Below are 24,268 nucleotides of genomic sequence, written 5' to 3'. Positions count from 1 at the left end.
AACCAACAACAACGAGGGCGCGCTAATGGCTACGATTGACTCCATGAACAGGGACACCACCCGTTTAAGCGATGGACCCGACTGGACGTTCGAGTTACTGGAGACCTACCTGGCCGAAGTGGACCGGGTCGCTAAGCTCTATCGTCTTGACACCTACCCGCACCAGATCGAAGTCATTACTTCCGAACAGATGATGGACGCCTACTCCAGCGTCGGCATGCCCATCAACTATCCGCACTGGTCGTTCGGCAAAAAATTCATTGAGACCGAGCAGGCCTATAAGCACGGCCAGCAGGGCCTGGCGTATGAGATCGTCATCAATTCCAATCCCTGCATCGCTTATCTGATGGAAGAAAATACCATCACCATGCAGGCGCTGGTGATGGCGCACGCCTGCTACGGGCATAACTCGTTCTTCAAAAACAATTACCTGTTTCGCAGCTGGACCGACGCCAGCTCAATCATCGACTACCTGATTTTCGCCCGCAAATACATTACCGAGTGCGAAGAGCGCTATGGCGTCGACGAAGTGGAGAAACTGCTCGACTCCTGCCACGCGCTGATGAACTACGGCGTCGACCGCTATAAACGTCCGCAAAAAATCTCGCTGCAGGAGGAGAAGGCGCGGCAGAAAAGCCGGGAAGAGTATCTGCAGAGCCAGGTGAATATGCTGTGGCGTACCCTGCCGAAGCGCGAAGAGGAGAAGGCGATTGAGTCCGCCCGCCGCTACCCTTCCGAACCGCAGGAGAACCTGCTGTACTTTATGGAGAAGAACGCCCCGCTGCTGGAATCGTGGCAGCGCGAGATCCTGCGCATCGTGCGCAAAGTCAGCCAGTATTTCTACCCGCAGAAACAGACCCAGGTGATGAACGAGGGGTGGGCCACCTTCTGGCACTATACCATCCTCAACCATCTCTATGATGAAGGGAAAGTGACCGAGCGCTTTATGCTGGAGTTTCTCCACAGCCACACGAACGTGGTCTTCCAGCCGCCGTACAACAGTCCGTGGTACAGCGGGATTAACCCCTACGCGCTGGGGTTCGCCATGTTCCAGGACATCAAGCGCATCTGCCAGTCGCCTACCGAAGAGGACAAGTACTGGTTCCCGGATATCGCTGGTTCCGACTGGCTGGAAACGCTGCATTTCGCCATGCGCGACTTCAAGGATGAGAGCTTTATCAGCCAGTTCCTGTCGCCGAAGATCATGCGCGATTTCCGCTTCTTTACCGTGCTCGACGACGATCACAACAATTATCTCGAGATCTCGGCGATCCACAACGAAGAGGGCTATCGCGAAATCCGCAACAAGCTCTCGGCGCAATATAACCTCAGCAATCTCGAGCCGAATATCCAGGTGTGGAACGTTGACCTGCGCGGCGACCGCTCGCTGACGTTGCGCTATGTGCCGCACAACCGCGTCCCGCTGGACAAAGGGCGGCGCGAAGTGCTGAAACATGTGCATCGTCTGTGGGGGTTCGATGTGCTGCTGGAGCAGCAGAATGCCGACGGCAGCATTGAGCTGCTGGACCGCTGCCCGGCGCGGCCAAACGCGCTATAGCATTGCGGGACGTTAAAACGACGAAGGGGGCCATCGGCCCCCTTATTTTATTTATCGATCGCGAATAGCGGCTTAACGCACATTCATGGCTAAATCGCCGGGCAGCGATTTCTGCATCCGGTGCCAGATCTCGCCGCTGTCATGGCCGTAGCGACGAACCAGCTCATACACCTGATCGTGCAGGCCGCCTTCGCACACCTTCGCCAGCTGATGATAAAAGCCCAGCGCCAGGCTGCGCGCTTCCGGGCTGGAGAAGTAGTGGCGGCCGATGCGGGTATATAGCCCCTTCATGCCGTTGAGGATCAGGCCATAAATCGGGTTGCCGGAGGCGAAAGCCAGACCGCGGAAAATGTTGTAATCGAGATCGGCGAAGGCGTCGGCGTGATCTTCCACTTCCCGGGCGCTGTCCAGCACCGCCAGCGCTTTATCCGGATGCTGACGGAACGCGGTGCGAATAAAAATCGTGGAAATATTGGTGCGCACGGAGAGCAGGTTATCAATCAACTGGGGGACGCTGTCGTGATCGAGACGCGCCAGTGTTTCAAGGATATTCAGCCCGGAGGTCTCCCAGAAGTTGTTCACTTTGGTGGGTTTGCCGTGCTGAATGGTCAACCAGCCGTCACGCGCCAGACGCTGCAACACTTCGCGCAGCGTGGTGCGGGTGACACCGATCAGCTCAGAAAGCTCGCGTTCAGCGGGGAGAATCGATCCAGGTGGGAAGCGGTTATTCCAGATGCTCTCAATGATATACTCTTCCGCGAAACCCGCAGGGCTCTGCGCCTTAATGACCATAATAATATTTCCATTACACATTGTTGCAATTGCACTCATCATACCAGAGCCGCTATAGCGCAGATAGCATCGCAAGTGAATTAAAAAGGGATCGCCGTTTCATTTTCCGTTTTTACTTTACGCTTTTCCTTATCTCCCGTAACCGCCGCAGCGCTGCGAAGAAAGTTGCTTCTCATTTTGCTCAACTGGTACTCTTGCCAATAGTTACGCACAAAATCATGCACTAATTGACGGGGAAGGATTCTGTCGTGGAAATTTCTTATGGCCGCGCGCTGTGGCGCAATTTTCTTGGCCAGTCGCCTGACTGGTACAAGCTGGCATTAATCATTTTCTTAATTATCAATCCGCTGGTGTTCGCCGTGGCGCCATTTGTCGCCGGCTGGCTGCTGGTGGTTGAGTTTATCTTTACCCTCGCCATGGCGCTGAAGTGCTATCCGCTGCTGCCGGGTGGCCTGCTGGCTATCGAGGCGCTGCTGATCGGCATGACCAGCCCAGCGCACGTGCGGGAAGAGATCGCCAGCAACCTGGAAGTGCTGCTTCTGCTGATGTTTATGGTGGCGGGCATCTACTTTATGAAGCAGCTGCTGCTGTTTGTCTTTACGCGCCTGCTGTTAGGGATCCGCAGCAAGATGCTGCTGTCGCTGGCCTTCTGCCTGGCCGCTGCCTTCCTCTCCGCCTTTCTCGATGCGCTGACGGTGGTGGCGGTGGTGATAAGCGTCGCCGTCGGGTTCTACGGCATCTATCACCGCGTCGCCTCGGCGCGCCCGGACGATAGCGACCTGCTCGACGACAGCCATATCGAGCAACACTACCGCGAGGTGCTGGAGCAGTTCCGCGGCTTTCTACGCAGCCTGATGATGCACGCCGGCGTCGGGACCGCGCTCGGCGGCGTCATGACCATGGTCGGCGAACCGCAAAACCTGATTATCGCCAAAGCGGCGGGCTGGCATTTTGGCGAGTTCTTTCTCCGCATGGCGCCCGTCACCCTGCCGGTGATGGTCTGCGGTCTGTTAACCTGTCTGCTGGTGGAAAAGTATCGCCTGTTTGGCTACGGCGAACCGCTGCCGCCGACGGTGCGCAAGGTGCTGCAGGAGTTTGACGATCGCAGCCGCGCCCAGCGCAGTCGTCAGGAGCGGCTACGGCTGATTGCCCAGGCGCTCATTGGCGTTTGGTTGATCGTCGCCCTCGCTTTTCACCTGGCTGAGGTCGGCCTGATTGGCCTGTCGGTGATCATCCTCGCCACCACCTTTACCGGGGTGACCGATGAGCACGCGATTGGCAAGGCGTTCACCGAGGCGTTGCCCTTCACCGCGCTGCTCACGGTGTTCTTTGCCGTAGTGGCGGTGATCATCGACCAGCAGCTGTTCACGCCGGTCATCGAGTTTGTTCTGCAGGCCTCTCCGCACGCGCAGCTGTCGCTGTTTTATCTGTTTAACGGCCTGCTGTCGTCCATCTCGGATAACGTTTTTGTCGGCACGGTCTACATCAACGAAGCGAAAACCGCCCTCGAGCATGGCGCCATCAGCCTGAAGCAGTTTGAGATGCTGGCGGTGGCAATCAACACCGGCACCAACCTGCCGTCAGTGGCCACCCCGAACGGCCAGGCGGCATTCTTGTTCCTGCTGACTTCCGCGCTGGCGCCGCTTATCCGACTCTCCTATGGCCGCATGGTGTGGATGGCCCTGCCCTACACCCTCGTACTGACGCTGGTCGGCCTGCTGTGCGTCGAGTTCACCCTGATGCCGGTCACCGAATGGTTGCTGGCTCACGGCTGGCTGGTTACCCCCACCCTGCCGTGATCCACGCGTCGCCCGGGTTCGCCCGGGCGATTCAATAACCAGTTACGTAATATTTTCCGCCGGGCCGCTGGCGTCGGTACGGTTTTCGTTTACACTGCCATGATTTAGCATCTTCCAGGGAAATGATTATGTTGCAATATTTAAACCAGTGCTCGCGGGGACGCGGCGCCTGGCTGCTGATGGCCTTGACCGCGTTCATTCTCGAACTCGTCGCGCTGTGGTTCCAGCACGTGATGCTGCTGCAGCCGTGCGTGATGTGCATTTATGAACGCTGCGCCCTGTTTGGCATCATGGGCGCGGGGCTGGTGGGCGCTATCGCCCCTAAAACGCCGCTGCGCTATGTCGCCATGCTGATTTGGCTGTACAGCGCGGTACGTGGGCTACAGCTGGCGTGGGAACATACGATGATTCAGCTGCACCCATCGCCGTTCCAGACCTGCGATTTCGCCGCCCGTTTCCCGAGCTGGCTGCCGCTGGATAAATGGTTGCCGCAGGTGTTTGTCGCGTCCGGCGACTGTTCGGTACGCCAGTGGCAGTTCCTGTCGCTGGAGATGCCGCAATGGCTGGTGGGAATTTTCGCGGCTTATCTGGTGGTCGCTATCCTGGTGATCGTTGCTCAGCCTTTTAAAGCCAAAAAGCGCGATCTGTTTGGCCGCTAAGCCGCAGCGAGTACCGCACACTGAAACGCCCTACGGGGCGTTTTTTTGTGCCTGCCGTTCATCACTGAATCGTTTCCTGTCCGTGGTTGACCACAGACACCAAAAGGTGCATATTAAATACATCTTTTATAACCCCACAGGAGCTCACATGTCATCTTTACTGATCCCCGCAGACTGGAAAGTTAAACGCTCCACCCCGTTCTTTACCAAAGAGAACGTCCCCGCCGCTCTGCTGAGCCACCACAACACCGCGGCCGGTGTCTTCGGTCAGTTGTGCGTCATGGAAGGTTCGGTCACCTATTACGGTTTTGCCAATGAACAGGCGACGGAGCCGGAGAAAAAAGTCGTGATTCATGCCGGGCAGTTTGCCATCAGTCCGCCGCAGTACTGGCACCGCGTCGAACTCAGCGACGATGCCCGCTTCAATATTCACTTCTGGGTGGCGGAAGAAACCGACGGTGAAAACGGGCTGTTTCACGCGAAGAAAGCGTGACGGGCTTACCGCGCCCTGTCAGGCAGATTGAGGATATGGTCCTGCCAGTCGACAACGGTGGACTCGGGCACCGCTATATGGCGGACGGAGATGCGTTCGCCGTGCATCGCCGCTTTTGAGCCGGTCAGCAGCGGGTGCCAGGCCGGCAGAGGTTTGCCTTCCGCCAGCAGGCGATAGGCGCAGGTCGGCGGCAGCCATTCGAAGGTCGGCAGATTTTCACGAGTGAGCTTGATGCAGTCCGGCTCATATTCGAAGCGACGCTCGTAGTTACGGCACTGGCAGGTTTTGATATTGAGCTGACGGCAGGCGACGTTGGTGAAGTAGATCTCATCGGTATCTTCATCCATCAGCTTATGCAGGCAGCACTGGCCGCAGCCGTCGCACAGCGATTCCCACTCCGCGTCGGTCATGTCATCCAGGGTTTTTTGTTGCCAGAAAGGTTGTTCGCTCATCGGAATGTCCGTCGTTGCCAGTTAAGGGTGCACCTTATAACCAGTCTGGCACGACGATGCAAGTTTTGCCGCCCCAAAAGGCGGCAAACCGCGCTTACAGTACGCGGGTGGTGAGCGACAGGCCGTTGAAACCGACCTCCAGCTCGTCGCCGCTGTGCAGCGGTCCCACCCCTTCGGGGGTGCCGGTGAGGATCACGTCGCCGGCTTTGAGGGTAAAAAAGCGCGACATGTAGGCGATCAGCGGCACAATCTTATGGATCATGTCGGCGGTAGTGCCCTGCTGGCGCACTTCGCCGTTAATCTTCAGACTTAACGGCGTATTCTGCGGGTCGCCGTGGAACTCGGCCGCCGGAATAAAGCCGGAGATCGGACAGGCGTTATCGAAGCCTTTGGCCTTCTCCCACGGCTGCCCGGCCTTTTTCATTTTAGCTTGCAGGTCGCGCAGGGTGAGATCCAGCGCGACGCCATAGCCGGCAATCCCTTTCAGCACATGCTCTTCCGTCGCCTGACGCAGCGTACCGCCGATCAGCACCGCCAGCTCCACTTCATGATGCACCGAACCCAGCCCCTCAGGAAGCACCAACGGCTGACGGAGATCGCACAGCGCGCTCTCAGGTTTAATAAACAGCACCGGCTCTTCCGGCGTCGCACTGCCCATTTCCTTGATGTGCTTTGCATAATTGCTGCCGACGCAAACCACTTTGCTCACCGGATAATCCAGGAGCGCTCCCTGCCAGTTATGATGTTGGTACATTATTTTCCCTCGTGGGTTAATCGGATTGTTTCCCCTGTTCCGCCAGGTGTTTCTTTAGTAGATTTTCAGATGGCGGAGGAAGTTGCAGGTAATAGCCCTGTTCGCTTAGCGCCTGTTTCACTTTTTCAAGGTCGGCGTTAACCAGTTTTTTGCGCCCATCCAGCGGCAGCAGCATCGCCATTTGCGGCGTGCCGAAACCGCGCATGAGCTCGTCAGGAACGCGTGAGAAATCGTCCTTTTTTTCGACGTATAAATAGGTTTGTTCACGTTTAGTACTTCGATAGATCACACAAAACATAGTTTTACTCGGAATTAGACCCGTGGTCACTTGCCTCAATATATCAGTGACTATAACATGCCTTTTAGTCTTCGGAATATCACCGCACTTCGGCGGTCGATAAACAGCAAATTGAGTAAGGCCAGGATGTCAAATACGCCAATCGAACTTAAAGGCAGTAGCTTCACGTTATCTGTCGTTCATTTGCACGATGCAAATCCCGAGGTTATTCGTCAGGCGTTAGAAGACAAAATCGCCCAGGCTCCCGCCTTTTTACGCCATGCTCCGGTGGTGGTGAATATCGCCAGCGTCGAGGAGAGTGTCGAATGGCGCGCCGTCAACGAGGCTATCGCCGCGACCGGTTTACGCATTATGGGCGTCAGCGGATGCAAAATCCCGCGCCTGAAAACCGAAATCGACCGCGCCGGGATCCCGTTATTAACCGAAGGGAAAGAAAAAGCCCCTCGTCCGGCACCGTCCGAACCCGCCCCGCCGCCGCCAGTTGCTAGTCAGATCACAAAAACGCGTTTGATTGATCAGCCGGTACGTTCCGGTCAGCGCATTTATGCGCCACACTGTGATCTTATTGTTACAAATCATGTGAGTGCCGGTGCGGAACTTATCGCTGACGGCAATATCCATGTATATGGCATGATGCGAGGACGCGCATTGGCAGGCGCCGGTGGCGACAGAGACGCCCAGATATTTTGTACCCACCTTGCGGCGGAGCTGGTCTCCATCGCCGGGGAATATTGGCTGAGCGATAACATCCCGGCCGAATTTTATGGCAAAGCGGCACGCCTGCGTTTAGGCGAAAGCGCTTTGACAATTCAACCGTTAAATTAATCCCTTTTTAACAAGGAATTTCTATGGCACGCATTATTGTTGTGACTTCGGGTAAAGGGGGCGTTGGCAAGACCACCTCCAGCGCGGCCATCGCTACAGGTTTGGCCCAGAAGGGAAAGAAAACCGTCGTTATCGACTTCGACATCGGCCTGCGTAACCTCGACCTGATTATGGGCTGCGAACGTCGCGTCGTTTATGATTTCGTCAACGTCATCCAGGGCGATGCCACATTGAACCAGGCGCTGATCAAAGATAAGCGCACGGAAAACCTCTACATTCTTCCGGCGTCCCAGACCCGGGATAAAGACGCCCTGACCCGCGAAGGCGTCGACAAAGTTCTCGAAGAACTGAAGAAGATGGAGTTCGATTTCATCGTCTGTGACTCCCCGGCAGGCATTGAAACCGGTGCGCTGATGGCGCTCTATTTCGCTGACGAAGCCATTATCACTACCAACCCGGAAGTCTCCTCCGTTCGCGACTCCGACCGTATCCTTGGCATTCTCGCCTCCAAATCCCGCCGCGCGGAAAATGGCGAAGAGCCGATCAAAGAGCACCTGCTACTGACCCGCTACAATCCAGGCCGCGTCAATAAAGGCGATATGCTGAGCATGGAAGACGTGCTGGAGATTCTGCGCATCAACCTGGTGGGCGTGATCCCGGAAGACCAGTCAGTCCTGCGCGCATCCAACCAGGGTGAGCCTGTGATCCTCGATGCCGCGTCGGACGCAGGCAAAGCCTATGCCGATACCGTTGAACGTCTGCTCGGAGAAGAACGCCCTTTCCGCTTCATTGAAGAAGAGAAGAAAGGATTCCTCAAACGCCTGTTCGGAGGATAAATTATGGCTTTACTCGACTTTTTTCTCTCGCGAAAAAAGAACACGGCTAATATTGCGAAAGAACGCCTGCAAATCATCGTCGCCGAGCGCCGCCGCGGGGACGCGGAGCCGCATTACCTGCCGCAGTTGCGCAAAGATATCCTGGAAGTGATCTGTAAATACGTGCAGATCGACCCGGAGATGGTCAGCGTGCAACTGGAGCAGCGGGACGGTGATATTTCCATTCTTGAGCTGAACGTGACCCTACCCGAAACGGAAGAGTCGAAACCCTGACCTGCTGTTCCATCCCGAAAAAAAACCGGCTACGCCACGCGCCGCCGGTTTTTTTATGGCCTGAACCAGACCGTCCGCTAGCGCGGATAGTCGCTTAACAGCCTCTTCAGCCGTTCGGCCATCAGCTCACCACGCCAACCGGAAATCAGCTCAGGCTCAGCGGCCTGCGTTTTCAGCTGCCAGTGCCAGTTCAACAGCTGGTTGATCTGCCGACGCGACGCCAGCAGCTCCGCGCTTACGCCCTTCTCAGCGCTCACTTCCTGCACCAGCGCTTTAATATCTTTAAAGGCTTTGCGGTAGCCCGGCATGTCGATCAGATTCTGCAGCGGCGCCGGCAGGGCCGACTCCGGCAGCGCCTGTGCTTTCTCGACCAGGCTAATCAGCGTTTTGCCATGGAAGCGAATTTCGCTACCGGACAACCCGAGGCTGTCGAGCTCGCCGAGGCTGGTGGGCATATAGCGCGCCACGCTCCACAGATGCTCTTCCCGCACCACAAAGTTCACCGCCAGGTCGCGCTCACGCGCTTTGCGCAGGCGCCACTCCGCCAGCAGCTGCAGGCAGCCCAGCTGGCGGGTACGCAGCTGCCAGGCGTTGCCGATATCGCGCCAGGCCTCGGCCGGGTCGACCACCTCCTGGCGACGCTGCTGCATCAGGCGGCATTCGTCCAGTGCCGCCGATAGCCAGCCCGCGCGATCGGTCTCCGCCATTAATTGGCTGGCGATCGGCAACAGGTACCAGACGTCGGCCGCGGCATATTCACACTGACGATCGGTTAGCGGACGCGCCAGCCAGTCGGTGCGGGATTCGCTTTTGTCCAGCGCAACCCCGGAATACTCTTCCACCATCGAGGCGAAGCCCCAGGACATCGGCCGACCGCAGAAGGCTGCCAGGATCTGGGTGTCGATCAGCGGCTGCGGCATCAGGTTGAACGCGTTGAGAAAGACTTCTAAATCTTCGCTGCCGGCATGCAGGTATTTGGTCACATCCGGGTTGAGCAGCAGGTCGCGCATCGGCGCCCAGTCGGTAATCGTTAAGGGATCGATCAGAGAGACCTGGCGGCCGTCGAACAGCTGCAGCAGGCCCAGCTGCGGGTAATAGGTACGGGTACGGACAAATTCCGTATCCAGAGCGACGGCGGAGGCGGCGCTTGCCGCTTCGCAGACAGCGCGCAGGCCATCGTCGGTGGTGATCATCTGATAGTTCAAAGCATACTCTCTTAACTTGCGCCCATAAAAAACGCCGGCGTAGCCGGCGTCTGGCGACTCATTCGTTACTTAGCCTTTATTGTCCACTTTAGCGCGCGCTTCGTCACGCAGTTCTCGCCGCAAAATTTTCCCGACGTTGGATTTCGGCAGTTCGTCACGGAATTCCACCAGCTTCGGTACCTTGTAACCGGTCAAATGGCGACGGCAGAACGTAATCAGCGCTTCTTCGGTTAACGCGGCATCTTTCTTCACCACGAAGATCTTCACCGCTTCGCCGCTGCTGCCGGACGGCACGCCGATGGCCGCCACCTCAAGCACGCCGCTGTGCTGCATGACCACATCTTCGATTTCATTCGGATAGACGTTAAAACCCGACACCAGGATCATATCTTTTTTCCGGTCAACGATGCGCAGGAATCCCTCTTCATCCATCACCGCGATGTCCCCGGTGTGCAACCAGCCGTCTTTAATAATTTCATCCGTCGCGTCAGGACGCTGCCAGTAGCCCAGCATCACCTGCGGCCCCTTGATACAGAGCTCGCCCGGCTGACCCGCCGCCACTTCGTTATCGTCGTCGTCCACCAGTTTGGCTTCAGTGGAGGGCACCGGCAGGCCAATGCTGCCGCTGTGGTAGTCGATGTCGTGCGGGTTGACGCTGACCAGCGGCGAACACTCGGTCAGGCCGTAGCCCTCCAGCAGATATTGTCCGGTCAGTTTCACCCAGCGCTCAGCCACCGCCTGCTGCACCGGCATGCCGCCGCCGGCGGAGAGGTGCAGCGAGGAGAAATCAAGCTGCTGGAACTCTTTGTTGTTCAGCAAGGCGTTGAACAGGGTGTTGACCCCGGTCATGGCGGTAAACGGATATTTCGCCAGCTCCTTCACCAGCCCGGGGATATCGCGCGGGTTGGTGATCAGCAGATTCTGCCCGCCCAGCTCGATAAACAGCAGGCAGTTCATGGTGAGGGCGAAAATGTGATACAGCGGCAGCGCGGTGACCACAAACTCTTTGCCGCGATGCAGCAGCGGGCCGTAGGTGGCATTGACCTGCTCAAGGTTGGCCAGCATGTTGCGGTGGGTCAGCATCGCCCCTTTAGCCACCCCGGTGGTGCCCCCGGTGTACTGTAGAAACGCCAGATCTTCCGCAACGATCTCCGGCTTCACGTACTGCATGCGATAGCCGTGCTGCAGCGCGCTGCGAAACGAGATGGCATCCGGTAGATGGTACTTCGGCACCAGCCGCTTGATGTACTTAACCACAAAGTTCACCAGCGTGCCTTTGGCGGTGGAGAGCTGGTCGCCCATGCGCGTCAGGATCACGTGTTTCACCTGGGTCTTCGCCACCACTTTTTCCAGGGTATGGGCAAAGTTGGAGACGATGACGATCGCCGCCGCGCCGCTGTCGTTGAGCTGATGCTCCAGTTCACGCGGGGTATATAAGGGGTTGACGTTAACCACGATCATCCCGGCGCGCAGGATGCCAAACAGGGCCACCGGATACTGCAGCAGGTTAGGCATCATCAGGGCCACCCGGTCGCCCTTCTGTAGTCCTAAGCCCTCCTGAAGGTAAGCGGCGAAGGCGCGACTGCGCTCTTCCAGCTTACGATAGGTCATCACTTCACCCATATTGATAAACGCCGGTTGGTCGGCGTAGCGGGTGGTGGCATGTTCAAACAGTTCAACCAGGGATTGATAGCGGTCAGGATTTATCTCCGCCGGAACATCTGCGGGATAACGGTTTAGCCAAACCTTTTTCACTGCATCACCTCTGAAATAGTTATTCGTCGTCATCACAGCCCCTGGAAAATACATTTTGTTAACATTATATTAACTCAGCGTACCAGTTTATTAATTAGGCAATGAGCAGGTTGCGAAGCGCGTCACTATTTTTTTTCTTATTCGACTGAAAACAAAGAAACAGCGGACCGGCCGCTGTTTCTTTGAACTAACAAAAACAACAAAATCATTCGGTTACAACGTTTCTGACCTCAGCTGGGCCGGGGTTGTACCACCCCCATCCGCCATAGCCGTAACCCCAGGGGCGCGGACCCAGCATCCACGGGTCGATCGGCTGCGGGGGCATCACCACCTGCTGCACCACGTTCCAGCGTTTGTAGCCGGTGGCGTTCATCAGCATAAATTTGTAGGGCGTGCTGCCTACTTTGCCTTCGACCACTCCGGCAATCGGCCCGACCACGGTCACCAGCTGACCGCGGAAGTCCACCGGATCGAGGAAGCCATTAACATCGGCATAGATCCGCCCGCGCGAGGGTTCGCCAAGTTCCGGTCGCGCACCGCTGTCCAGCGGCACGGTAGCGATTTCTAAGCGGGTTTTCCCCTGCTGGTTCTGCACGTTGACCACCTTGCCGCCAAAGCGCGCTTCCTGACCGACGTACAGCTGCGGGGCATTCATCACCCGCACTAAATCCTGCTGCGGCGTGGGGCTGGTGCCTTTGATGGCATCCGGCACCGATACGCAGCCGCTCAGCGCAACGGCAACCGCCGCGGCCAGCAGCCAGCGAACGCCCTGTTTTTGACCCGCCATGATGCGACTCCTTTTCTCAGTCTTCTTATTACTGAGATTCACTCGCGGCCCGGAAGTTTCTTCCACGCCACCTCGTTACGCAAATAAACCGGCTCCGCTTTCTCCACGGCCACGGTTTTCCCTGCCGCCAGCAGATAACAGGCTAACGGCAGCATATCCTCTGCCGCCGGCAGTTCAATTTCGCCGCTGCTTAAGGTCAGTCCGCTCTCTTTCGCCAGATCCGGCCACGCCTGCCAACCGGTGCCGACGGTGGCCCATTCGCCGGAAAGCTGCGCCAGCCGTTCGGCCACCGCGTCCGGTTTGAGCACCGCTTCCGTCTCTTCGCCGTGCCAGACGCCCTGCTCGTCGCGCTGATACTCGGCCCAGTAGACTTCCCCCATCCGGGCGTCAATCGCCGCCAGCACGCGGGTGGCGCCGGTTTTGCGCCACGCGCCCTGCGCCATGGTGGCCAGCGTGGAAACACCGATCATCGGCAGCTCCGCGCCCAGCGCCAGCCCCTGAGCGATACCGATGCCAATGCGTACGCCGGTAAAGCTGCCAGGACCGCGGCCAAAGGCTAGCGCGTCCAGCTCGGTCAGGGTGGTGCCGCTCTCGGCGAGGACCTCCTGCACCAGCGGCAGGATACGTTGGGTATGTTCGCGGGGACAAATTTCGAAATGAGCACTAAGGGTGCCATCATTCCACAGCGCTGCGGAGCAGGCTTCTGTGGCGGTATCGATAGCCAAAATTCGCATGGGTGGTCACGCTCTCGTTACATAGTTCAGGCCTTCAGGCAGCCTGTTTTCCGGCAGACGGACAACCCGTCGCCACACCGCCCGAAGTCTAGTGGGAACCGCTAATTAACAAAATGGCGCGCAGCTTAACACATTTCAGGGCGGATTACCTTGCCGGCGGCACGGCGAGAAAGCGCACCGCCCGGCGGATATCGCGGGTTCGCGGCGCCGGCGGCAGACTGGCCAGAAAGACCGCGCCGTAGGGGCGCATCACCAGCCGGTTGTCGCAGATCACCAGCACCCCGCGATCGTCGATATCGCGGATCAGGCGGCCCACCCCCTGCTTAAGGGTGATCACCGCGTCCGGGAGCTGCACTTCATCGAACGGATCGCCGCCGCGCAGCCGGCAATCTTCCATCCGCGCTTTCAGCAACGGATCGTCCGGCGAGGTAAACGGCAGCTTATCAATGATCACCAGCGACAGCGCGTCGCCGCGCACGTCGACTCCTTCCCAGAAGCTGCTGGTGGCCACCAGCAGGGCATTGCCGGCGCTGACGAACTGCTGCAGAAGCTGGCCTTTACTGGTCTCGCCCTGCAGCAGCACCGGCAAAGTCATGGTGGCGCGGAACTGCTCCGCCAGATCGCGCATCATGGCGTGCGAAGTGCACAGCATAAAGCAGCGACCGTCGTTAGCCTCGATCAGCGGCTTGAGCATCGCCGCCAGATGGCGCGCCGCGCCGGGCTGGTTCGGCAGCGGTAGGTTACGCGGCACGCAGAGCAGCGCCTGATGCTGATAGTCAAAGGGGCTCGGCAGCAACAGTGTCTGCGCCTCGTCGATCCCCAGCCGGGCGGTGAAATGGTGCAGATCGTCGTTTACCGACAGCGTCGCCGAGGTAAAGATCCAGCTCCCCGACTTCTGCGCCATCACCTCTTTAAACTTCTCGGCCACGGTCAACGGCGTCAGCGCAAGGGTAAAGTGGCGCGAAGTGCATTCATACCAGTAACTGTAGCCCGGCTGATTGATCTCTTTCAGCCGCTTCAGGCGCCCGCGATAAAGGGTGGCGCGCTCAAAGGCGGCATCGAGCAGCGCCGAACGCCCCAGCGAGAGTTTGGCGACGTCGTAACACAGTTCAAGCGCATCATCGAGCAGCAGCAGCGCCCGCTGAATGTGGCTGTCCGCCAGCAGTTCGCGCAGGTTGCCACGGTAGCCAGGGTCCCCCAGCTGCAGGCGGAAATCCTGGGCGCTTTGCGCCAGGCGGTCGGCGCATTTTTGCAGCTGTTGAGTGTCTTTCAGTTCGGTGCGATAGGCAATGGTGATGTCTTTCGCCAGATCCAGCAGCTGGCGGCTGGAGAGCGACTGGCCAAAGTACTGGCTGGCGATATCCGGCAGCTGATGGGCTTCGTCGAAGATCATCACCTCCGCCTCGGGGATCAGTTCGGCAAAGCCGCTCTCTTTGACCACCATATCGGCAAGGAACAGGTGATGGTTGACGACCACTACGTCGGCGTCCATCGCTTTTTTACGCGCCTTCACCACGAAGCAATCTTTATACAGCGGGCAGTCGCTGCCGAGGCAGTTATCGTTGGTACTGGTGACCAGCGGCCAGGCCTGGGAATCTTCCGCCACGCTGGCGCAGGTGCTGATATCGCCATCCTGAGTTTGGTTCGACCAGGAGCGCAGGAGGATCACGTCGCTGAGGGTTTGCACCGGCAGATCGCCGCCCGCCAGCGCCTGCTGTTCCAGGCGTTCGAGGCACAGGTAGTTGGAGCGCCCTTTGAGCAGCGCCAGTTTGCCGGTGAATTTGAGCGCTTTGGCGACGGTGGGCAGATCGCGGCTGTAGAGCTGATCCTGCAGCGCTTTCGACCCTGTGGAGATAATCACCTTTTTTTTCGCCCGCAGCGCTGGCGCCAGGTAAGCGTAGGTTTTACCGGTTCCGGTCCCCGCTTCCACCACCAGCGGCCGGGAGGCCTCAATCGCTTCGCTGACCGCCACCGCCATCTGGCGCTGCGGCTCGCGCGGTTTAAATCCCGGTATGGCTTTGGCTAGCTGGCCGTCTGCTGCAAAATCGTCGATCACATTGCCCCCTGGTTATTTGGACAGTGATTATGTCAGGGAGGGCGGCGTTTCGCCAGTCCGGGTAGTGACGCGAGCGGAACATTATGGCAGTCTTGCCGCAGCTAAATGGAATGCTCAGAGAGGAATGAGAAATGACAATTACGCGTATTGATGCCGAAGCCCGCTGGTCAGATGTAGTGATCCACAATCAGACCCTTTACTACACCGGCGTGCCGGCGAATCTTGATGCCGATGCCTTCGAGCAGACCGCCAACACCCTGGCGCAGATTGACGCGGTGCTGGAAAAACAGGGCAGCGACAAGTCGCGCATTCTTGACGCCACCATTTTCCTCGCCGACAAAAGCGACTTTGCGGCGATGAATAAAGCGTGGGACGCCTGGGTGGTAGCCGGTCACGCCCCGGTGCGCTGCACGGTGGAAGCAACGCTGATGAACCCGCAGTATAAGGTTGAAATCAAAATTATCGCCGCGGTGTAATTACTCGTCTTCGTCTTCATCTTCAAAGCGCGCGACGATCCGTTCGCCGGTATGCGTCGCGCGTAGCTCTTCCGCCACCAGGGCAATCGCCTGGCCGCTGCTCATCCCCTGGGCCATCAGTTCCTGGATACGTTCGACCGCTTTTTGCTGTTGCTCGTGGCTCAGCGAAGGTAAACCTGCAAACATCTTGTACTCCTGCTACATTGTGGGGCGTAATTATTTCACGCCGTCCCCGCCTACGCCAGAGGGACGGTAACGTTCAGGATCGAGAAAGATGTTGTCCCCCGCGATTATTACCCTGCCCTGGCGCCCGGATGCCGCCGAACACTATTTTACGCCGTTAAGCGCCCTGCCCTGGGCGATGCTGCTACATTCCGGCTTTGCCGACCATCCGCATAACCGTTTTGATATCCTGGTGGCGGCCCCGCGCGCCACGCTGCTGACGCGCGGTGAACAGACCTGGGTCGATGACGGCGAGACCACTTTTGTCTCGGCGGACGATCCGCTGCAACTACTCCAGCAGCAGCTGGATCGTCAGCCGTTCACGCCGCAGCCCCATGAGGATTTGCCGTTTCTTGGCGGCGCGCTGGGGCTGTTCGGTTACGATCTGGGCCGCCGTTTTGAGCGACTTCCCACTGTGGCGCAGGCCGATATCGCGCTGCCGGATATGGCGGTGGGGATTTATGACTGGGCGCTAATCGTCGACCATCAGCGCCAGCAGGTGTCGCTGCTCAGCTATGACGACCCGCAGCAGCGTCTGCAGTGGCTGGAGGCGCAAACGCCGGCGCCAGGTGAAACCTTCGCCCTGACCTCTGCCTGGCAGTCAAATATGAGCCGCCAGCAATACGGCGAGAAATTTCGTCAGGTGCAGGCCTATCTGCGCAGCGGTGACTGCTATCAGGTCAATCTCGCCCAGCGTTTTCAGGCCCGCTACGTCGGGAATGAATGGCAGGCTTTCCGCCAGTTGAACGCCGCCAACCGCGCCCCCTTTAGCGCCTTCATCCGCCTTGCGGAAGGGGCGATTTTAAGCCTGTCGCCGGAGCGATTTATTCAGCTCCGCCAGGGGGAAATCCAGACGCGCCCGATTAAGGGCACCCTGCCGCGGCTCGATTCGCCGCTGGCGGATGCGCAGCAGGCGGAGAAGCTGGCGAACTCGCCGAAAGATCGCGCCGAGAATTTAATGATTGTCGACCTGATGCGCAACGACATCGGCCGCGTCGCCGTCCCGGGCAGCGTGCGGGTCCCTGAGCTGTTCGTGGTGGAGCCGTTCCCGGCGGTCCATCATCTGGTCAGCACCATCACCGCCCGCCTGCCGGCGACGCTGCACGCCAGCGATCTGCTGCGCGCCGCCTTCCCGGGAGGGTCGATCACCGGCGCGCCGAAGGTCCGGGCGATGGAGATTATTGATGAACTGGAACCCCAGCGACGTAACGCCTGGTGCGGGAGCATCGGCTATCTGAGCTATTGCGGCAATATGGATACCAGCATCACCATTCGCACCCTAACGGCCTGGCAGGGGCAACTGTACTGTTCCGCCGGCGGCGGGATTGTGGCGGATAGTGAGGAAGCCGCAGAATATCAGGAAACTTTTGATAAAGTTAATCGTATCCTGCACCAACTGGAGAACTAGACCATGGCGGACCGCGCCCTCAATCTGGATGACTTTCTGTCCCGCTTTCAGCTGCTGCGTCCACAGCCTTCGCCACAGGCGCTAAACCAGCGGCAGGCGGCGGTGCTGGTGCCGATCGTACGCCGGCCGCAGCCTGGCCTGCTGTTGACCCAGCGTTCGCCGTTGCTGCGCAAGCACGCCGGCCAGGTCGCCTTTCCCGGCGGGGCGGTAGATAATACCGATGCGACGCTTATCGCCGCCGCTCTGCGCGAAGCCCAGGAAGAGGTGGCGATCCCGCCAGAGAAGGTTGAGGTGATTGGCGTTCTGCCGCCGGTGGACAGTGTCACCGGCTTCCAGGTGACGCCGGTGGTGGGCATTATTCCGCCGGATCTGCACTATCACGCCAGCCAGGACGAGGTCTCCGCGGTTTTTGAAATGCCGCTCGCCGAAGCCCTGCGCCTCGGTCGCTACCATCCGCTCGATATCCACCGACGGGGCAACGACCACCGCGTCTGGCTCTCCTGGTACCAGCATTATTTTGTCTGGGGAATGACCGCCGGGATCATTCGCGAGCTGGCGCTGCAGATAGGCGCGCGCCCTTAGCTATACTGATTATGAGAGGGCGCTCTCACTATTAGTAAAATCGCGGTTATCCATTAGTTTAATTCATGTGAATAGTTGAACTGACAGGGCGCTTCCCTCTTACACTATGCGCAGTTATTACATCGTTACCGCACCCGCGGTAACCCTGTCAGGAGTATTATCGTGATTAGTCTATTCGACATGTTCAAGGTGGGGATTGGTCCCTCATCTTCCCACACTGTTGGCCCGATGAAGGCCGGTAAACAGTTCGTCGATGACCTGGTCGAAAAAGGATTGCTTAATGCAGTGACCCGCGTGGCGGTTGACGTCTACGGTTCGCTGTCATTAACCGGCAAAGGCCACCATACGGACATCGCCATTATCATGGGACTGGCGGGCAATCAGCCCGATACGGTCGATATAGACGCGATACCGGCATTTATCCGTGACGTCGAGACACGCGGCCGTCTGCTGCTGGCCAACGGTCAGCACGAAGTGGACTTCCCGGCGGATGACGGCATGCGTTTTCGCAGCGACAATCTGCCGCTGCACGAAAACGGCATGACCATTCATGCCTGGGCCGGCGAGAAAGAGATCTACTGCAAGACCTATTACTCGATTGGCGGCGGCTTTATCGTCGATGAAGAGCACTTCGGCAAAGAGAACGCCAACGAACTGCAGGTGCCCTACCCGTTTAAATCGGCGCAGGAAATGCTGGCCTACTGCAAAGAGACCGGCCTGTCGCTCTCCGGGATGGTGATGCAGAACGAGCTGGCGCTGCACAGCAAAAAAGAGATCGAGGACTATTTCGCTAATGTCTGGCAGACCATGCGCGCCTGTATCGACCGCGGCATGAACACCGAAGGCGTGCTGCCTGGCCCGCTGCGCGTACCGCGTCGCGCGTCGGCGCTGCGTCGTCTGCTGGTGGCCAGCGATAAGCTCTCCAGCGATCCGATGAACGTCGTTGACTGGGTCAACATGTTCGCGCTGGCGGTCAATGAAGAGAACGCCGCCGGCGGTCGCGTGGTGACCGCGCCGACCAACGGCGCCTGCGGCATCGTTCCGGCGGTACTCGCTTATTACGATCACTTTATCGAATCCGTCAGCCCGGAGATCTATATCCGCTACTTTATGGCCTGCGGTGCGATTGGCGCGCTGTACAAGATGAATGCCTCCATTTCCGGCGCCGAAGTCGGCTGTCAGGGCGAAGTGGGCGTCGCCTGCTCGATGGCGGCGGCGGGTCTGGCCGAACTGCTCGGCGCCAGCCCGGAACAGGTCTGCGTGGCGGCGGAGATTGGCATGGAACACAACCTCGGACTGACCTGCGACCCGGTCGCCGGCCAGGTACAGGTGCCGTGCATTGAACGTAACGCCATCGCCTCCGTGAAAGCGATCAACGCCGCGCGGATGGCAATGCGCCGCACCAGCGAACCGCGCGTCTCGCTCGATAAAGTGATCGAGACCATGTACGAAACCGGCAAAGACATGAACGCCAAGTACCGCGAAACTTCGCGCGGCGGACTGGCGATTAAAGTTCAGTGTGACTAAAGTGTTGGCTTTCGCCTGCCCCCTCCCGGTGCGCAGGCGTGAAGCGAGGGGAACTGAAAGCCCCCTGCCTTCCTGATGCGCCCTCTGTGGCGCATTTCTTTTTTCTATACCTGACGATATTCTGCCACTACAATTGCTCTATTAAATAAGCCACGCTTAACCACTCGTCCTGTCGACAGGGTGTCGCACATGCAGACTGCACAAAAAGTCATTACGGCCTATCGTCGCAAACGCATTATTGTCTGCCTGCTGGTAGCCCTGGTGACCCTGGGCGCCACCTTAGCTATCCGATTTATTTCGCAGCGTAGCGAAAATGAAGGCTATATTCGCATGGCCGCCAGCCAACGGGTGGCGGCGCTGGATAACATCCTGCGTCCGCTGAGCGCGCAGCGAACCACTCTGCTTCCTCTGGTGGGTCACCCCTGCCCGGATATCCATCTGTCGCTGCGTAAAATCGCGGCCTCGTTGCAGACCGTTCGTTCCGTCGCGCTCGTGACGTCAGGTATCGTTTACTGTTCGAGTATTTTTGGGCCGCGACAGGCGGATTTACATCGCCTGCAGCCTGCGCTTCCTGCACCCCGTCCTCTGCTGCTCTTTTCGAACGACAGCTCCTTGCTCAAAGGCTCACCGGTGCTGATACAGTGGTATCCAGCCTCGGAGAGAGGCGTGGACGGCGTGATGCTGATTGTCAATATCGAGCTGCTGGGGACCTTAATTCTCAACGAAAAATCATCCCTGATAAGCGACGTCAGCCTGCAGGTTGGCGATCGTTATTTTAGCAGCAGCCATGGGCTTCTCGAGAAAGCGCATACCCCGCCGGGAACGGTGATTTATCGCCAGCGCTCTACCGAGTTTCCGTTTATCGTCAATATCAATGGCCCTGGCGCCTCGGCGATTGCGCTTGAGGAGCTGCCCGGCGAGCTACCGCTGGCGCTGATCTTCAGCCTGTTGATGACCGGCATCGCCTGGCTGGCCACCGCCGGCAGAATGAGCTTCTCGCGGGAGATAAGCCTCGGTATTTCCGCCCGGGAGTTTGCCCTCTGGTGCCAGCCGCTGCAGGATGCGCGCAGCGGCCGCTGCTGCGGGGTGGAGATCCTGCTGCGCTGGAACAACCCCCGCCGCGGTGCGATTTCGCCGGAGGTGTTTATTCCCATCGCCGAAGGGGACAATCTGATCATCCCCCTCACCCGCTACGTGATTGCCGAAACCGCCCGCCGTCTGGATGCTTTTCCCCGCGACCGCCAATTTCATATCGCGATTAACGTCGCTGCCCGCCACTTTGCCAACGGCTTACTGCTGCATGACCTGCATAATTACTGGTTCAGCATGAACCCGGTACAGCAGCTGGTGGTCGAGCTGACCGAACGCGATGTCCTGCAGGATGGCGACCAGCACATGGCCGAAGATCTGCACCAGAAAGGCGTCCAGCTGGCGATCGATGACTTTGGCACCGGCAACAGCTCCCTGTCGTGGCTGGAAACACTGCGCCCGGACGTGCTGAAGATTGACCGCTCGTTTACCAGCTCGGTGGGGATAGACAGCGTCAATGCCACGGTGACCGATATCATTATCGCCCTCGCCAACCGGCTGAATATTATTACCGTTGCCGAAGGGGTGGAGACGCAGGAACAGGAAAGCTACCTCAGAGACCACGGTGTCGATGTGTTGCAGGGGTTTTATTATGCCCGGCCGATGCCGGTGGAGGCATTCCCGGCGTGGCTGGCCAGTCGAGAGGCAACAGAATAACGCGCCGGTCCCCGTGGGGACCGGCGCGCAGGACGATTACTCTTCTTCGTCGCTCGGCGGACGGGTGACCACCGCGCGAACCAGATCGACCCGGTAGTCATTCGCTTCCACCACGGTGAAATGCAGCGGCGGCAATGACACCACGTCGCCAATGCGCGGGATATGGCCATTGGCGGAGATCACCAGACCGGCAACCGTAGCAATATCCTCATCGTCATTGATCAGCGGATCCAGCCCCAGCGCCTGCTGCAACGCATGCAGGTCGGTCGACCCCTTAATAAGCCAGCCGTCGCCATCGATAACGATCTCCGGCGTCTCATCGGCGTCCGGGAATTCTCCGGCGATCGCTTCCAGAACGTCCAGCGGGGTCACCAATCCCTGCACCACGCCAAATTCATTGGTCACGATGACGAAACTACCGCGGGCGCGGCGCAGGACGCCGAGCAGATTGATCGGGTCCAGCGTTTCAGGTACCACGATCGCCGGGGAGGCGGAGGCCAGCGCCGCGACGTTTTCGCCCGACTCCAGAGCCACCAGCATCTCCTTCGCCCGCACGATACCAATGATTTCATCCAGTTCTCCGCGGCAGACCGGGAACAGACTGTGCGGCGACGAAAGCAGCTGACGGCGAATTTCATCTTCACTCTGCTCGGCGTCGACCCAGCTGATTTCCCCGCGCGGCGTCATGATGCTGCGCAGAGAGCGCTGAGCCAGGGTCAGCACGCCGTTAATCATGTAGCGCTCTTCTTCCGCAAAGGCGCCTTCCGGTACCGGCACCGCCGCCGGGCTGTCAGCGTCGTGGTTGACGGAGGCCTGTTTATTACGGCCGCCCATCAGACGCAAGATCGCATCCGCGGTACGGGCGCGCAGCGGCAACGTCGACTGGTGACGTACAAAGTTGCGGCGCGCCACCTGGTTAAAGAACTCAATGATGATCGAGAAACCGATCGCCGCGTAAAGGTACCCTTTCGGAATATGGAAGCCAAACCCTTCCGCCACCAGACTCAGGCCGATCATCAACAGGAAGCTCAGACAGAGCACCACCACCGTCGGGTGCTGGTTGACAAAGCGCGTCAACGGCTTGGAGGCCAGCAGCATCATGATCATCGCGATCACGACCGCTGCCATCATCACCGGCAGATGGTTCACCATCCCGACCGCGGTGATCACCGCGTCCAGTGAGAAGACGGCATCCAGCACTACGATCTGCAGTACCACCACCCAGAAACTGGCATAGCCTTTCCCGTGACCGGCATCGTGCTGGCGGTTTTCCAGCCGTTCATGCAGCTCAGTTGTCGCCTTGAACAGCAAGAAGATCCCGCCAAGCAGCATGATGAGGTCACGCCCGGAAAAGGAGAAATCGGCGATAGTAATCAGCGGCTTCGTCAGCGTCACCATCCAGGAGATCACCGACAGCAGCCCCAGGCGCATCACCAGCGCCAGCGACAGGCCGATCAGTCGCGCTTTATCACGCTGCTTCGGCGGCAGTTTGTCCGCCAGGATGGCAATAAACACCAGGTTATCAATACCGAGCACAATTTCCAGAACGATAAGCGTCAACAGGCCGGCCCAGATTGAGGGATCCATTAACAATTCCATGTGCGACTCCGGTTAGCGGCAAGGTCAGTCATCGCCATGTCATGCACGGACGCGACAATAGATGCTGAAAGATAAGCGTGATGCGTGGAGGTGGCAACCAGGTGCCAGAAAGTGAAAAGACGTCGATGACGGTCCATACTGCGGGCTATGCCCTATACTCCTGAGTAATTAAACGGAAGTTAAACATAGCAAAATATAGAGCGAAATTGGAAAAGATTTACCTGAATTTGCAATAACTAAGGCTATTTTTTGCGCTGCAAAATTATTAGCAGGCGATGCCTGATTAACGGATCTTCATCACATTAATTATTTTTTCACTGTCTAAAATAATTCGCGGTAGTAACTATTTTCTATCTTACACCCTAACTGAATCGATTTTGTCCTCAAGAGTGATTCAGGATGTATCAAAGCAGATGATGCATTCACGATAATAAAGGAGGTAGCAAGTGACGATTGCTATTGTAATAGGCACACATGGTTGGGCTGCAGAACAGCTGCTGAAAACAGCAGAGATGCTGTTGGGCGAGCAGGAAAACGTTGGCTGGATCGATTTCGTTCCGGGTGAAAACGCCGAAACGCTGATCGAGAAATACAATGCCCAGTTGGCAAAACTGGATACCAGTAAAGGCGTGCTGTTTCTCGTCGATACATGGGGAGGCAGCCCGTTCAACGCTGCGAGCCGCATTGTCGTCGATAAAGAGCACTACGAAGTTATCGCCGGCGTCAACATCCCGATGCTGGTGGAAACCTTCATGGCCCGCGATGACGATCCTTCCTTTGATGAGCTGGTCGCCTTAGCGGTAGAGACCGGCAGCGAAGGCGTGAAAGCGCTGAAGGCCAAACCGGTGGAAAAAGCGGCCCCTGCGCCCGCTCCAGCCGCGGCGCCTAAAGCCGCAGCACCGGCCAAACCGATGGGTCCGAATGACTACATGGTGATTGGCCTCGCGCGTATCGACGATCGCCTGATCCATGGTCAGGTCGCCACCCGTTGGACCAAAGAGACCAACGTCACCCGCATCATCGTCGTCAGCGACGAAGTCGCCGCGGATACCGTGCGCAAAACCCTGTTGACCCAGGTTGCGCCGCCGGGCGTCACCGCCCACGTGGTGGACGTCGCCAAAATGATCCGCGTCTACAACAACCCGATGTACGCCGGACAGCGCGTCATGCTGCTGTTTACTAACCCGACCGACGTTGAGCGCGTCGTCGAGGGCGGCGTGAAAATCACCAGCGTCAACATCGGCGGTATGGCGTTCCGCCAGGGCAAAACCCAGGTTAACAACGCGATTTCGGTCGATGCCAAAGATATTGAGGCGTTTAACAAGCTGAACGCACGCGGTATCGAGCTGGAGGCACGTAAAGTGTCCACCGACCCGAAACTGAAAATGATGGATCTGATCGCCAAGGTCGATAAATAACCCGGACGATCGCG

The 24,268-nt window shown here is 58.2% G+C and carries 24 protein-coding genes; 13 read left to right on the top strand and 11 right to left on the bottom strand.

What is annotated here, in order from left to right; translation table 11 throughout:
* Positions 1-25: 25 nt before the first annotated feature.
* Complete coding sequence (locus ABLV76_RS00965) at positions 26-1,558, top strand: SpoVR family protein (RefSeq protein ID WP_004203310.1); 1,533 nt, start codon at positions 26-28, stop codon at positions 1,556-1,558.
* Positions 1,559-1,630: 72 nt separating this feature from the next.
* Here ABLV76_RS00965 and fadR read toward each other — a convergent pair whose 3' ends face one another.
* The gene (gene fadR, locus ABLV76_RS00960) at positions 1,631-2,350 is read right to left on the bottom strand and encodes a fatty acid metabolism transcriptional regulator FadR (protein WP_004203311.1); all 720 of its coding nucleotides are present in this window, start codon (positions 2,348-2,350) and stop codon (positions 1,631-1,633) included.
* A gap of 248 nt (positions 2,351-2,598) precedes the next feature.
* On the opposite strand from fadR, the gene nhaB reads away from it, so the two are divergent.
* The 3 genes from nhaB to ABLV76_RS00945 all read left to right on the top strand — a co-directional run bounded on the left by nhaB (position 2,599) and on the right by ABLV76_RS00945 (position 5,301).
* Positions 2,599-4,149 (top strand): sodium/proton antiporter NhaB, encoded by a 1,551-nt coding sequence (nhaB, locus tag ABLV76_RS00955; RefSeq protein ID WP_004203313.1) that lies wholly within the window; start codon positions 2,599-2,601, stop codon positions 4,147-4,149.
* A 128-nt stretch (positions 4,150-4,277) separates the two neighbouring features.
* Entirely contained in the window at positions 4,278-4,808 is a 531-nt protein-coding gene (gene dsbB / locus ABLV76_RS00950; RefSeq protein ID WP_004203315.1) for a disulfide bond formation protein DsbB, read from the top strand.
* Positions 4,809-4,956: 148 nt separating this feature from the next.
* A complete protein-coding gene (locus ABLV76_RS00945; RefSeq protein ID WP_032456303.1) occupies positions 4,957-5,301 on the top strand; it encodes a DUF1971 domain-containing protein in 345 nt (114 codons plus the stop codon).
* Positions 5,302-5,306: 5 nt separating this feature from the next.
* Here the strand turns inward: ABLV76_RS00945 and ABLV76_RS00940 are convergent, their stop codons facing one another.
* The 3 genes from ABLV76_RS00940 to ABLV76_RS00930 all read right to left on the bottom strand — a co-directional run bounded on the left by ABLV76_RS00940 (position 5,307) and on the right by ABLV76_RS00930 (position 6,805).
* Positions 5,307-5,753, bottom strand: a complete 447-nt coding sequence (locus ABLV76_RS00940) for a YcgN family cysteine cluster protein (RefSeq protein WP_017900197.1) — start codon at positions 5,751-5,753, stop codon at positions 5,307-5,309.
* Positions 5,754-5,847: 94 nt separating this feature from the next.
* Positions 5,848-6,507, bottom strand: coding sequence for a fumarylacetoacetate hydrolase family protein (locus ABLV76_RS00935; RefSeq protein WP_023318603.1), 660 nt, complete (start codon positions 6,505-6,507; stop codon positions 5,848-5,850).
* A gap of 16 nt (positions 6,508-6,523) precedes the next feature.
* Complete coding sequence (locus ABLV76_RS00930) at positions 6,524-6,805, bottom strand: YcgL domain-containing protein (protein WP_004203320.1); 282 nt, start codon at positions 6,803-6,805, stop codon at positions 6,524-6,526.
* Between the two features lie 126 nt (positions 6,806-6,931).
* On the opposite strand from ABLV76_RS00930, the gene minC reads away from it, so the two are divergent.
* From minC to minE, 3 genes are read left to right on the top strand one after another with little or no spacing between them, the layout of a single operon-like run.
* A complete protein-coding gene (minC, locus tag ABLV76_RS00925) occupies positions 6,932-7,630 on the top strand; it encodes a septum site-determining protein MinC (RefSeq protein WP_004203323.1) in 699 nt (232 codons plus the stop codon).
* A gap of 23 nt (positions 7,631-7,653) precedes the next feature.
* Entirely contained in the window at positions 7,654-8,466 is an 813-nt protein-coding gene (gene minD / locus ABLV76_RS00920; protein WP_002910900.1) for a septum site-determining protein MinD, read from the top strand.
* A gap of 3 nt (positions 8,467-8,469) precedes the next feature.
* On the top strand, positions 8,470-8,739 hold the full coding sequence (gene minE, locus ABLV76_RS00915; RefSeq protein WP_004103270.1) for a cell division topological specificity factor MinE: 270 nt from the start codon (positions 8,470-8,472) through the stop codon (positions 8,737-8,739).
* 77 nt (positions 8,740-8,816) lie between these two features.
* On the opposite strand, the gene rnd is transcribed toward minE, so the two are convergent.
* The 5 genes from rnd to ABLV76_RS00890 all read right to left on the bottom strand — a co-directional run bounded on the left by rnd (position 8,817) and on the right by ABLV76_RS00890 (position 15,276).
* Positions 8,817-9,932: a ribonuclease D gene (rnd, locus tag ABLV76_RS00910; protein ID WP_075201731.1), complete on the bottom strand. Its 1,116-nt coding sequence runs from the start codon at positions 9,930-9,932 to the stop codon at positions 8,817-8,819.
* A gap of 81 nt (positions 9,933-10,013) precedes the next feature.
* A complete protein-coding gene (gene fadD, locus ABLV76_RS00905; protein ID WP_004203326.1) occupies positions 10,014-11,699 on the bottom strand; it encodes a long-chain-fatty-acid--CoA ligase FadD in 1,686 nt (561 codons plus the stop codon).
* 205 nt (positions 11,700-11,904) lie between these two features.
* Positions 11,905-12,486 (bottom strand): Slp family lipoprotein, encoded by a 582-nt coding sequence (locus ABLV76_RS00900; protein ID WP_032456304.1) that lies wholly within the window; start codon positions 12,484-12,486, stop codon positions 11,905-11,907.
* A gap of 38 nt (positions 12,487-12,524) precedes the next feature.
* Positions 12,525-13,220 carry a tRNA (adenosine(37)-N6)-threonylcarbamoyltransferase complex dimerization subunit type 1 TsaB gene (gene tsaB / locus ABLV76_RS00895; RefSeq protein WP_017900203.1) on the bottom strand — a complete coding sequence of 232 codons (696 nt, stop codon included), beginning with the start codon at positions 13,218-13,220 and terminating at the stop codon, positions 12,525-12,527.
* Between the two features lie 145 nt (positions 13,221-13,365).
* Positions 13,366-15,276 carry an ATP-dependent DNA helicase gene (locus tag ABLV76_RS00890; RefSeq protein ID WP_004175456.1) on the bottom strand — a complete coding sequence of 637 codons (1,911 nt, stop codon included), beginning with the start codon at positions 15,274-15,276 and terminating at the stop codon, positions 13,366-13,368.
* A 131-nt stretch (positions 15,277-15,407) separates the two neighbouring features.
* On the opposite strand from ABLV76_RS00890, the gene ABLV76_RS00885 reads away from it, so the two are divergent.
* Positions 15,408-15,752 (top strand): RidA family protein, encoded by a 345-nt coding sequence (locus ABLV76_RS00885; RefSeq protein ID WP_002910910.1) that lies wholly within the window; start codon positions 15,408-15,410, stop codon positions 15,750-15,752.
* Here ABLV76_RS00885 and ABLV76_RS00880 read toward each other — a convergent pair whose 3' ends face one another.
* Entirely contained in the window at positions 15,753-15,938 is a 186-nt protein-coding gene (locus tag ABLV76_RS00880; protein ID WP_004203339.1) for a YoaH family protein, read from the bottom strand.
* A gap of 88 nt (positions 15,939-16,026) precedes the next feature.
* Between ABLV76_RS00880 and pabB the strand changes: the two genes are divergently transcribed.
* From pabB to ABLV76_RS00860, 4 genes are all read left to right on the top strand, one after another.
* Positions 16,027-17,382, top strand: coding sequence for an aminodeoxychorismate synthase component 1 (gene pabB / locus ABLV76_RS00875; protein WP_064187735.1), 1,356 nt, complete (start codon positions 16,027-16,029; stop codon positions 17,380-17,382).
* A 3-nt stretch (positions 17,383-17,385) separates the two neighbouring features.
* The gene (locus tag ABLV76_RS00870; protein WP_004203342.1) at positions 17,386-17,964 is read left to right on the top strand and encodes a CoA pyrophosphatase; all 579 of its coding nucleotides are present in this window, start codon (positions 17,386-17,388) and stop codon (positions 17,962-17,964) included.
* A 162-nt stretch (positions 17,965-18,126) separates the two neighbouring features.
* A complete protein-coding gene (sdaA, locus tag ABLV76_RS00865; protein WP_004203344.1) occupies positions 18,127-19,491 on the top strand; it encodes an L-serine ammonia-lyase in 1,365 nt (454 codons plus the stop codon).
* Between the two features lie 189 nt (positions 19,492-19,680).
* The gene (locus tag ABLV76_RS00860; RefSeq protein WP_043520546.1) at positions 19,681-21,237 is read left to right on the top strand and encodes an EAL domain-containing protein; all 1,557 of its coding nucleotides are present in this window, start codon (positions 19,681-19,683) and stop codon (positions 21,235-21,237) included.
* Between the two features lie 36 nt (positions 21,238-21,273).
* Here the strand turns inward: ABLV76_RS00860 and yoaE are convergent, their stop codons facing one another.
* Entirely contained in the window at positions 21,274-22,836 is a 1,563-nt protein-coding gene (gene yoaE / locus ABLV76_RS00855) for a CNNM family cation transport protein YoaE (protein ID WP_004203354.1), read from the bottom strand.
* Between the two features lie 446 nt (positions 22,837-23,282).
* On the opposite strand from yoaE, the gene manX reads away from it, so the two are divergent.
* Entirely contained in the window at positions 23,283-24,254 is a 972-nt protein-coding gene (manX, locus tag ABLV76_RS00850; RefSeq protein ID WP_004203357.1) for a PTS mannose transporter subunit IIAB, read from the top strand.
* Positions 24,255-24,268: the final 14 nt, after the last annotated feature.

The sequence above is a fragment of the Klebsiella sp. GB_Kp047 genome, assembly GCF_040065235.1.
In the GTDB taxonomy this organism is placed as follows: domain Bacteria; phylum Pseudomonadota; class Gammaproteobacteria; order Enterobacterales; family Enterobacteriaceae; genus Klebsiella; species Klebsiella quasipneumoniae.
This window is presented reverse-complemented; position numbering and strand designations above follow the sequence as displayed.

Bases quoted from the DNA above. Each gene is read 5' to 3' on its own strand.
- ABLV76_RS00885 (WP_002910910.1), top strand. From the start codon at position 15,408: ATGACAATTACGCGTATTGATGCCGAAGCCCGCTGGTCAGATGTAGTG.
- ABLV76_RS00965 (WP_004203310.1), top strand. From the start codon at position 26: ATGGCTACGATTGACTCCATGAACAGGGACACCACCCGTTTAAGCGAT.
- pabB (WP_064187735.1), top strand. From the start codon at position 16,027: ATGTTGTCCCCCGCGATTATTACCCTGCCCTGGCGCCCGGATGCCGCC.
- ABLV76_RS00900 (WP_032456304.1), bottom strand. From the start codon at position 12,486: ATGGCGGGTCAAAAACAGGGCGTTCGCTGGCTGCTGGCCGCGGCGGTT.
- ABLV76_RS00870 (WP_004203342.1), top strand. From the start codon at position 17,386: ATGGCGGACCGCGCCCTCAATCTGGATGACTTTCTGTCCCGCTTTCAG.
- dsbB (WP_004203315.1), top strand. From the start codon at position 4,278: ATGTTGCAATATTTAAACCAGTGCTCGCGGGGACGCGGCGCCTGGCTG.
- ABLV76_RS00940 (WP_017900197.1), bottom strand. From the start codon at position 5,753: ATGAGCGAACAACCTTTCTGGCAACAAAAAACCCTGGATGACATGACC.
- ABLV76_RS00860 (WP_043520546.1), top strand. From the start codon at position 19,681: ATGCAGACTGCACAAAAAGTCATTACGGCCTATCGTCGCAAACGCATT.
- yoaE (WP_004203354.1), bottom strand. From the start codon at position 22,836: ATGGAATTGTTAATGGATCCCTCAATCTGGGCCGGCCTGTTGACGCTT.
- minE (WP_004103270.1), top strand. From the start codon at position 8,470: ATGGCTTTACTCGACTTTTTTCTCTCGCGAAAAAAGAACACGGCTAAT.
- fadR (WP_004203311.1), bottom strand. From the start codon at position 2,350: ATGGTCATTAAGGCGCAGAGCCCTGCGGGTTTCGCGGAAGAGTATATC.
- rnd (WP_075201731.1), bottom strand. From the start codon at position 9,932: ATGATCACCACCGACGATGGCCTGCGCGCTGTCTGCGAAGCGGCAAGC.
- ABLV76_RS00935 (WP_023318603.1), bottom strand. From the start codon at position 6,507: ATGTACCAACATCATAACTGGCAGGGAGCGCTCCTGGATTATCCGGTG.
- ABLV76_RS00945 (WP_032456303.1), top strand. From the start codon at position 4,957: ATGTCATCTTTACTGATCCCCGCAGACTGGAAAGTTAAACGCTCCACC.
- minD (WP_002910900.1), top strand. From the start codon at position 7,654: ATGGCACGCATTATTGTTGTGACTTCGGGTAAAGGGGGCGTTGGCAAG.
- ABLV76_RS00930 (WP_004203320.1), bottom strand. From the start codon at position 6,805: ATGTTTTGTGTGATCTATCGAAGTACTAAACGTGAACAAACCTATTTA.
- tsaB (WP_017900203.1), bottom strand. From the start codon at position 13,220: ATGCGAATTTTGGCTATCGATACCGCCACAGAAGCCTGCTCCGCAGCG.
- minC (WP_004203323.1), top strand. From the start codon at position 6,932: ATGTCAAATACGCCAATCGAACTTAAAGGCAGTAGCTTCACGTTATCT.
- ABLV76_RS00880 (WP_004203339.1), bottom strand. From the start codon at position 15,938: ATGTTTGCAGGTTTACCTTCGCTGAGCCACGAGCAACAGCAAAAAGCG.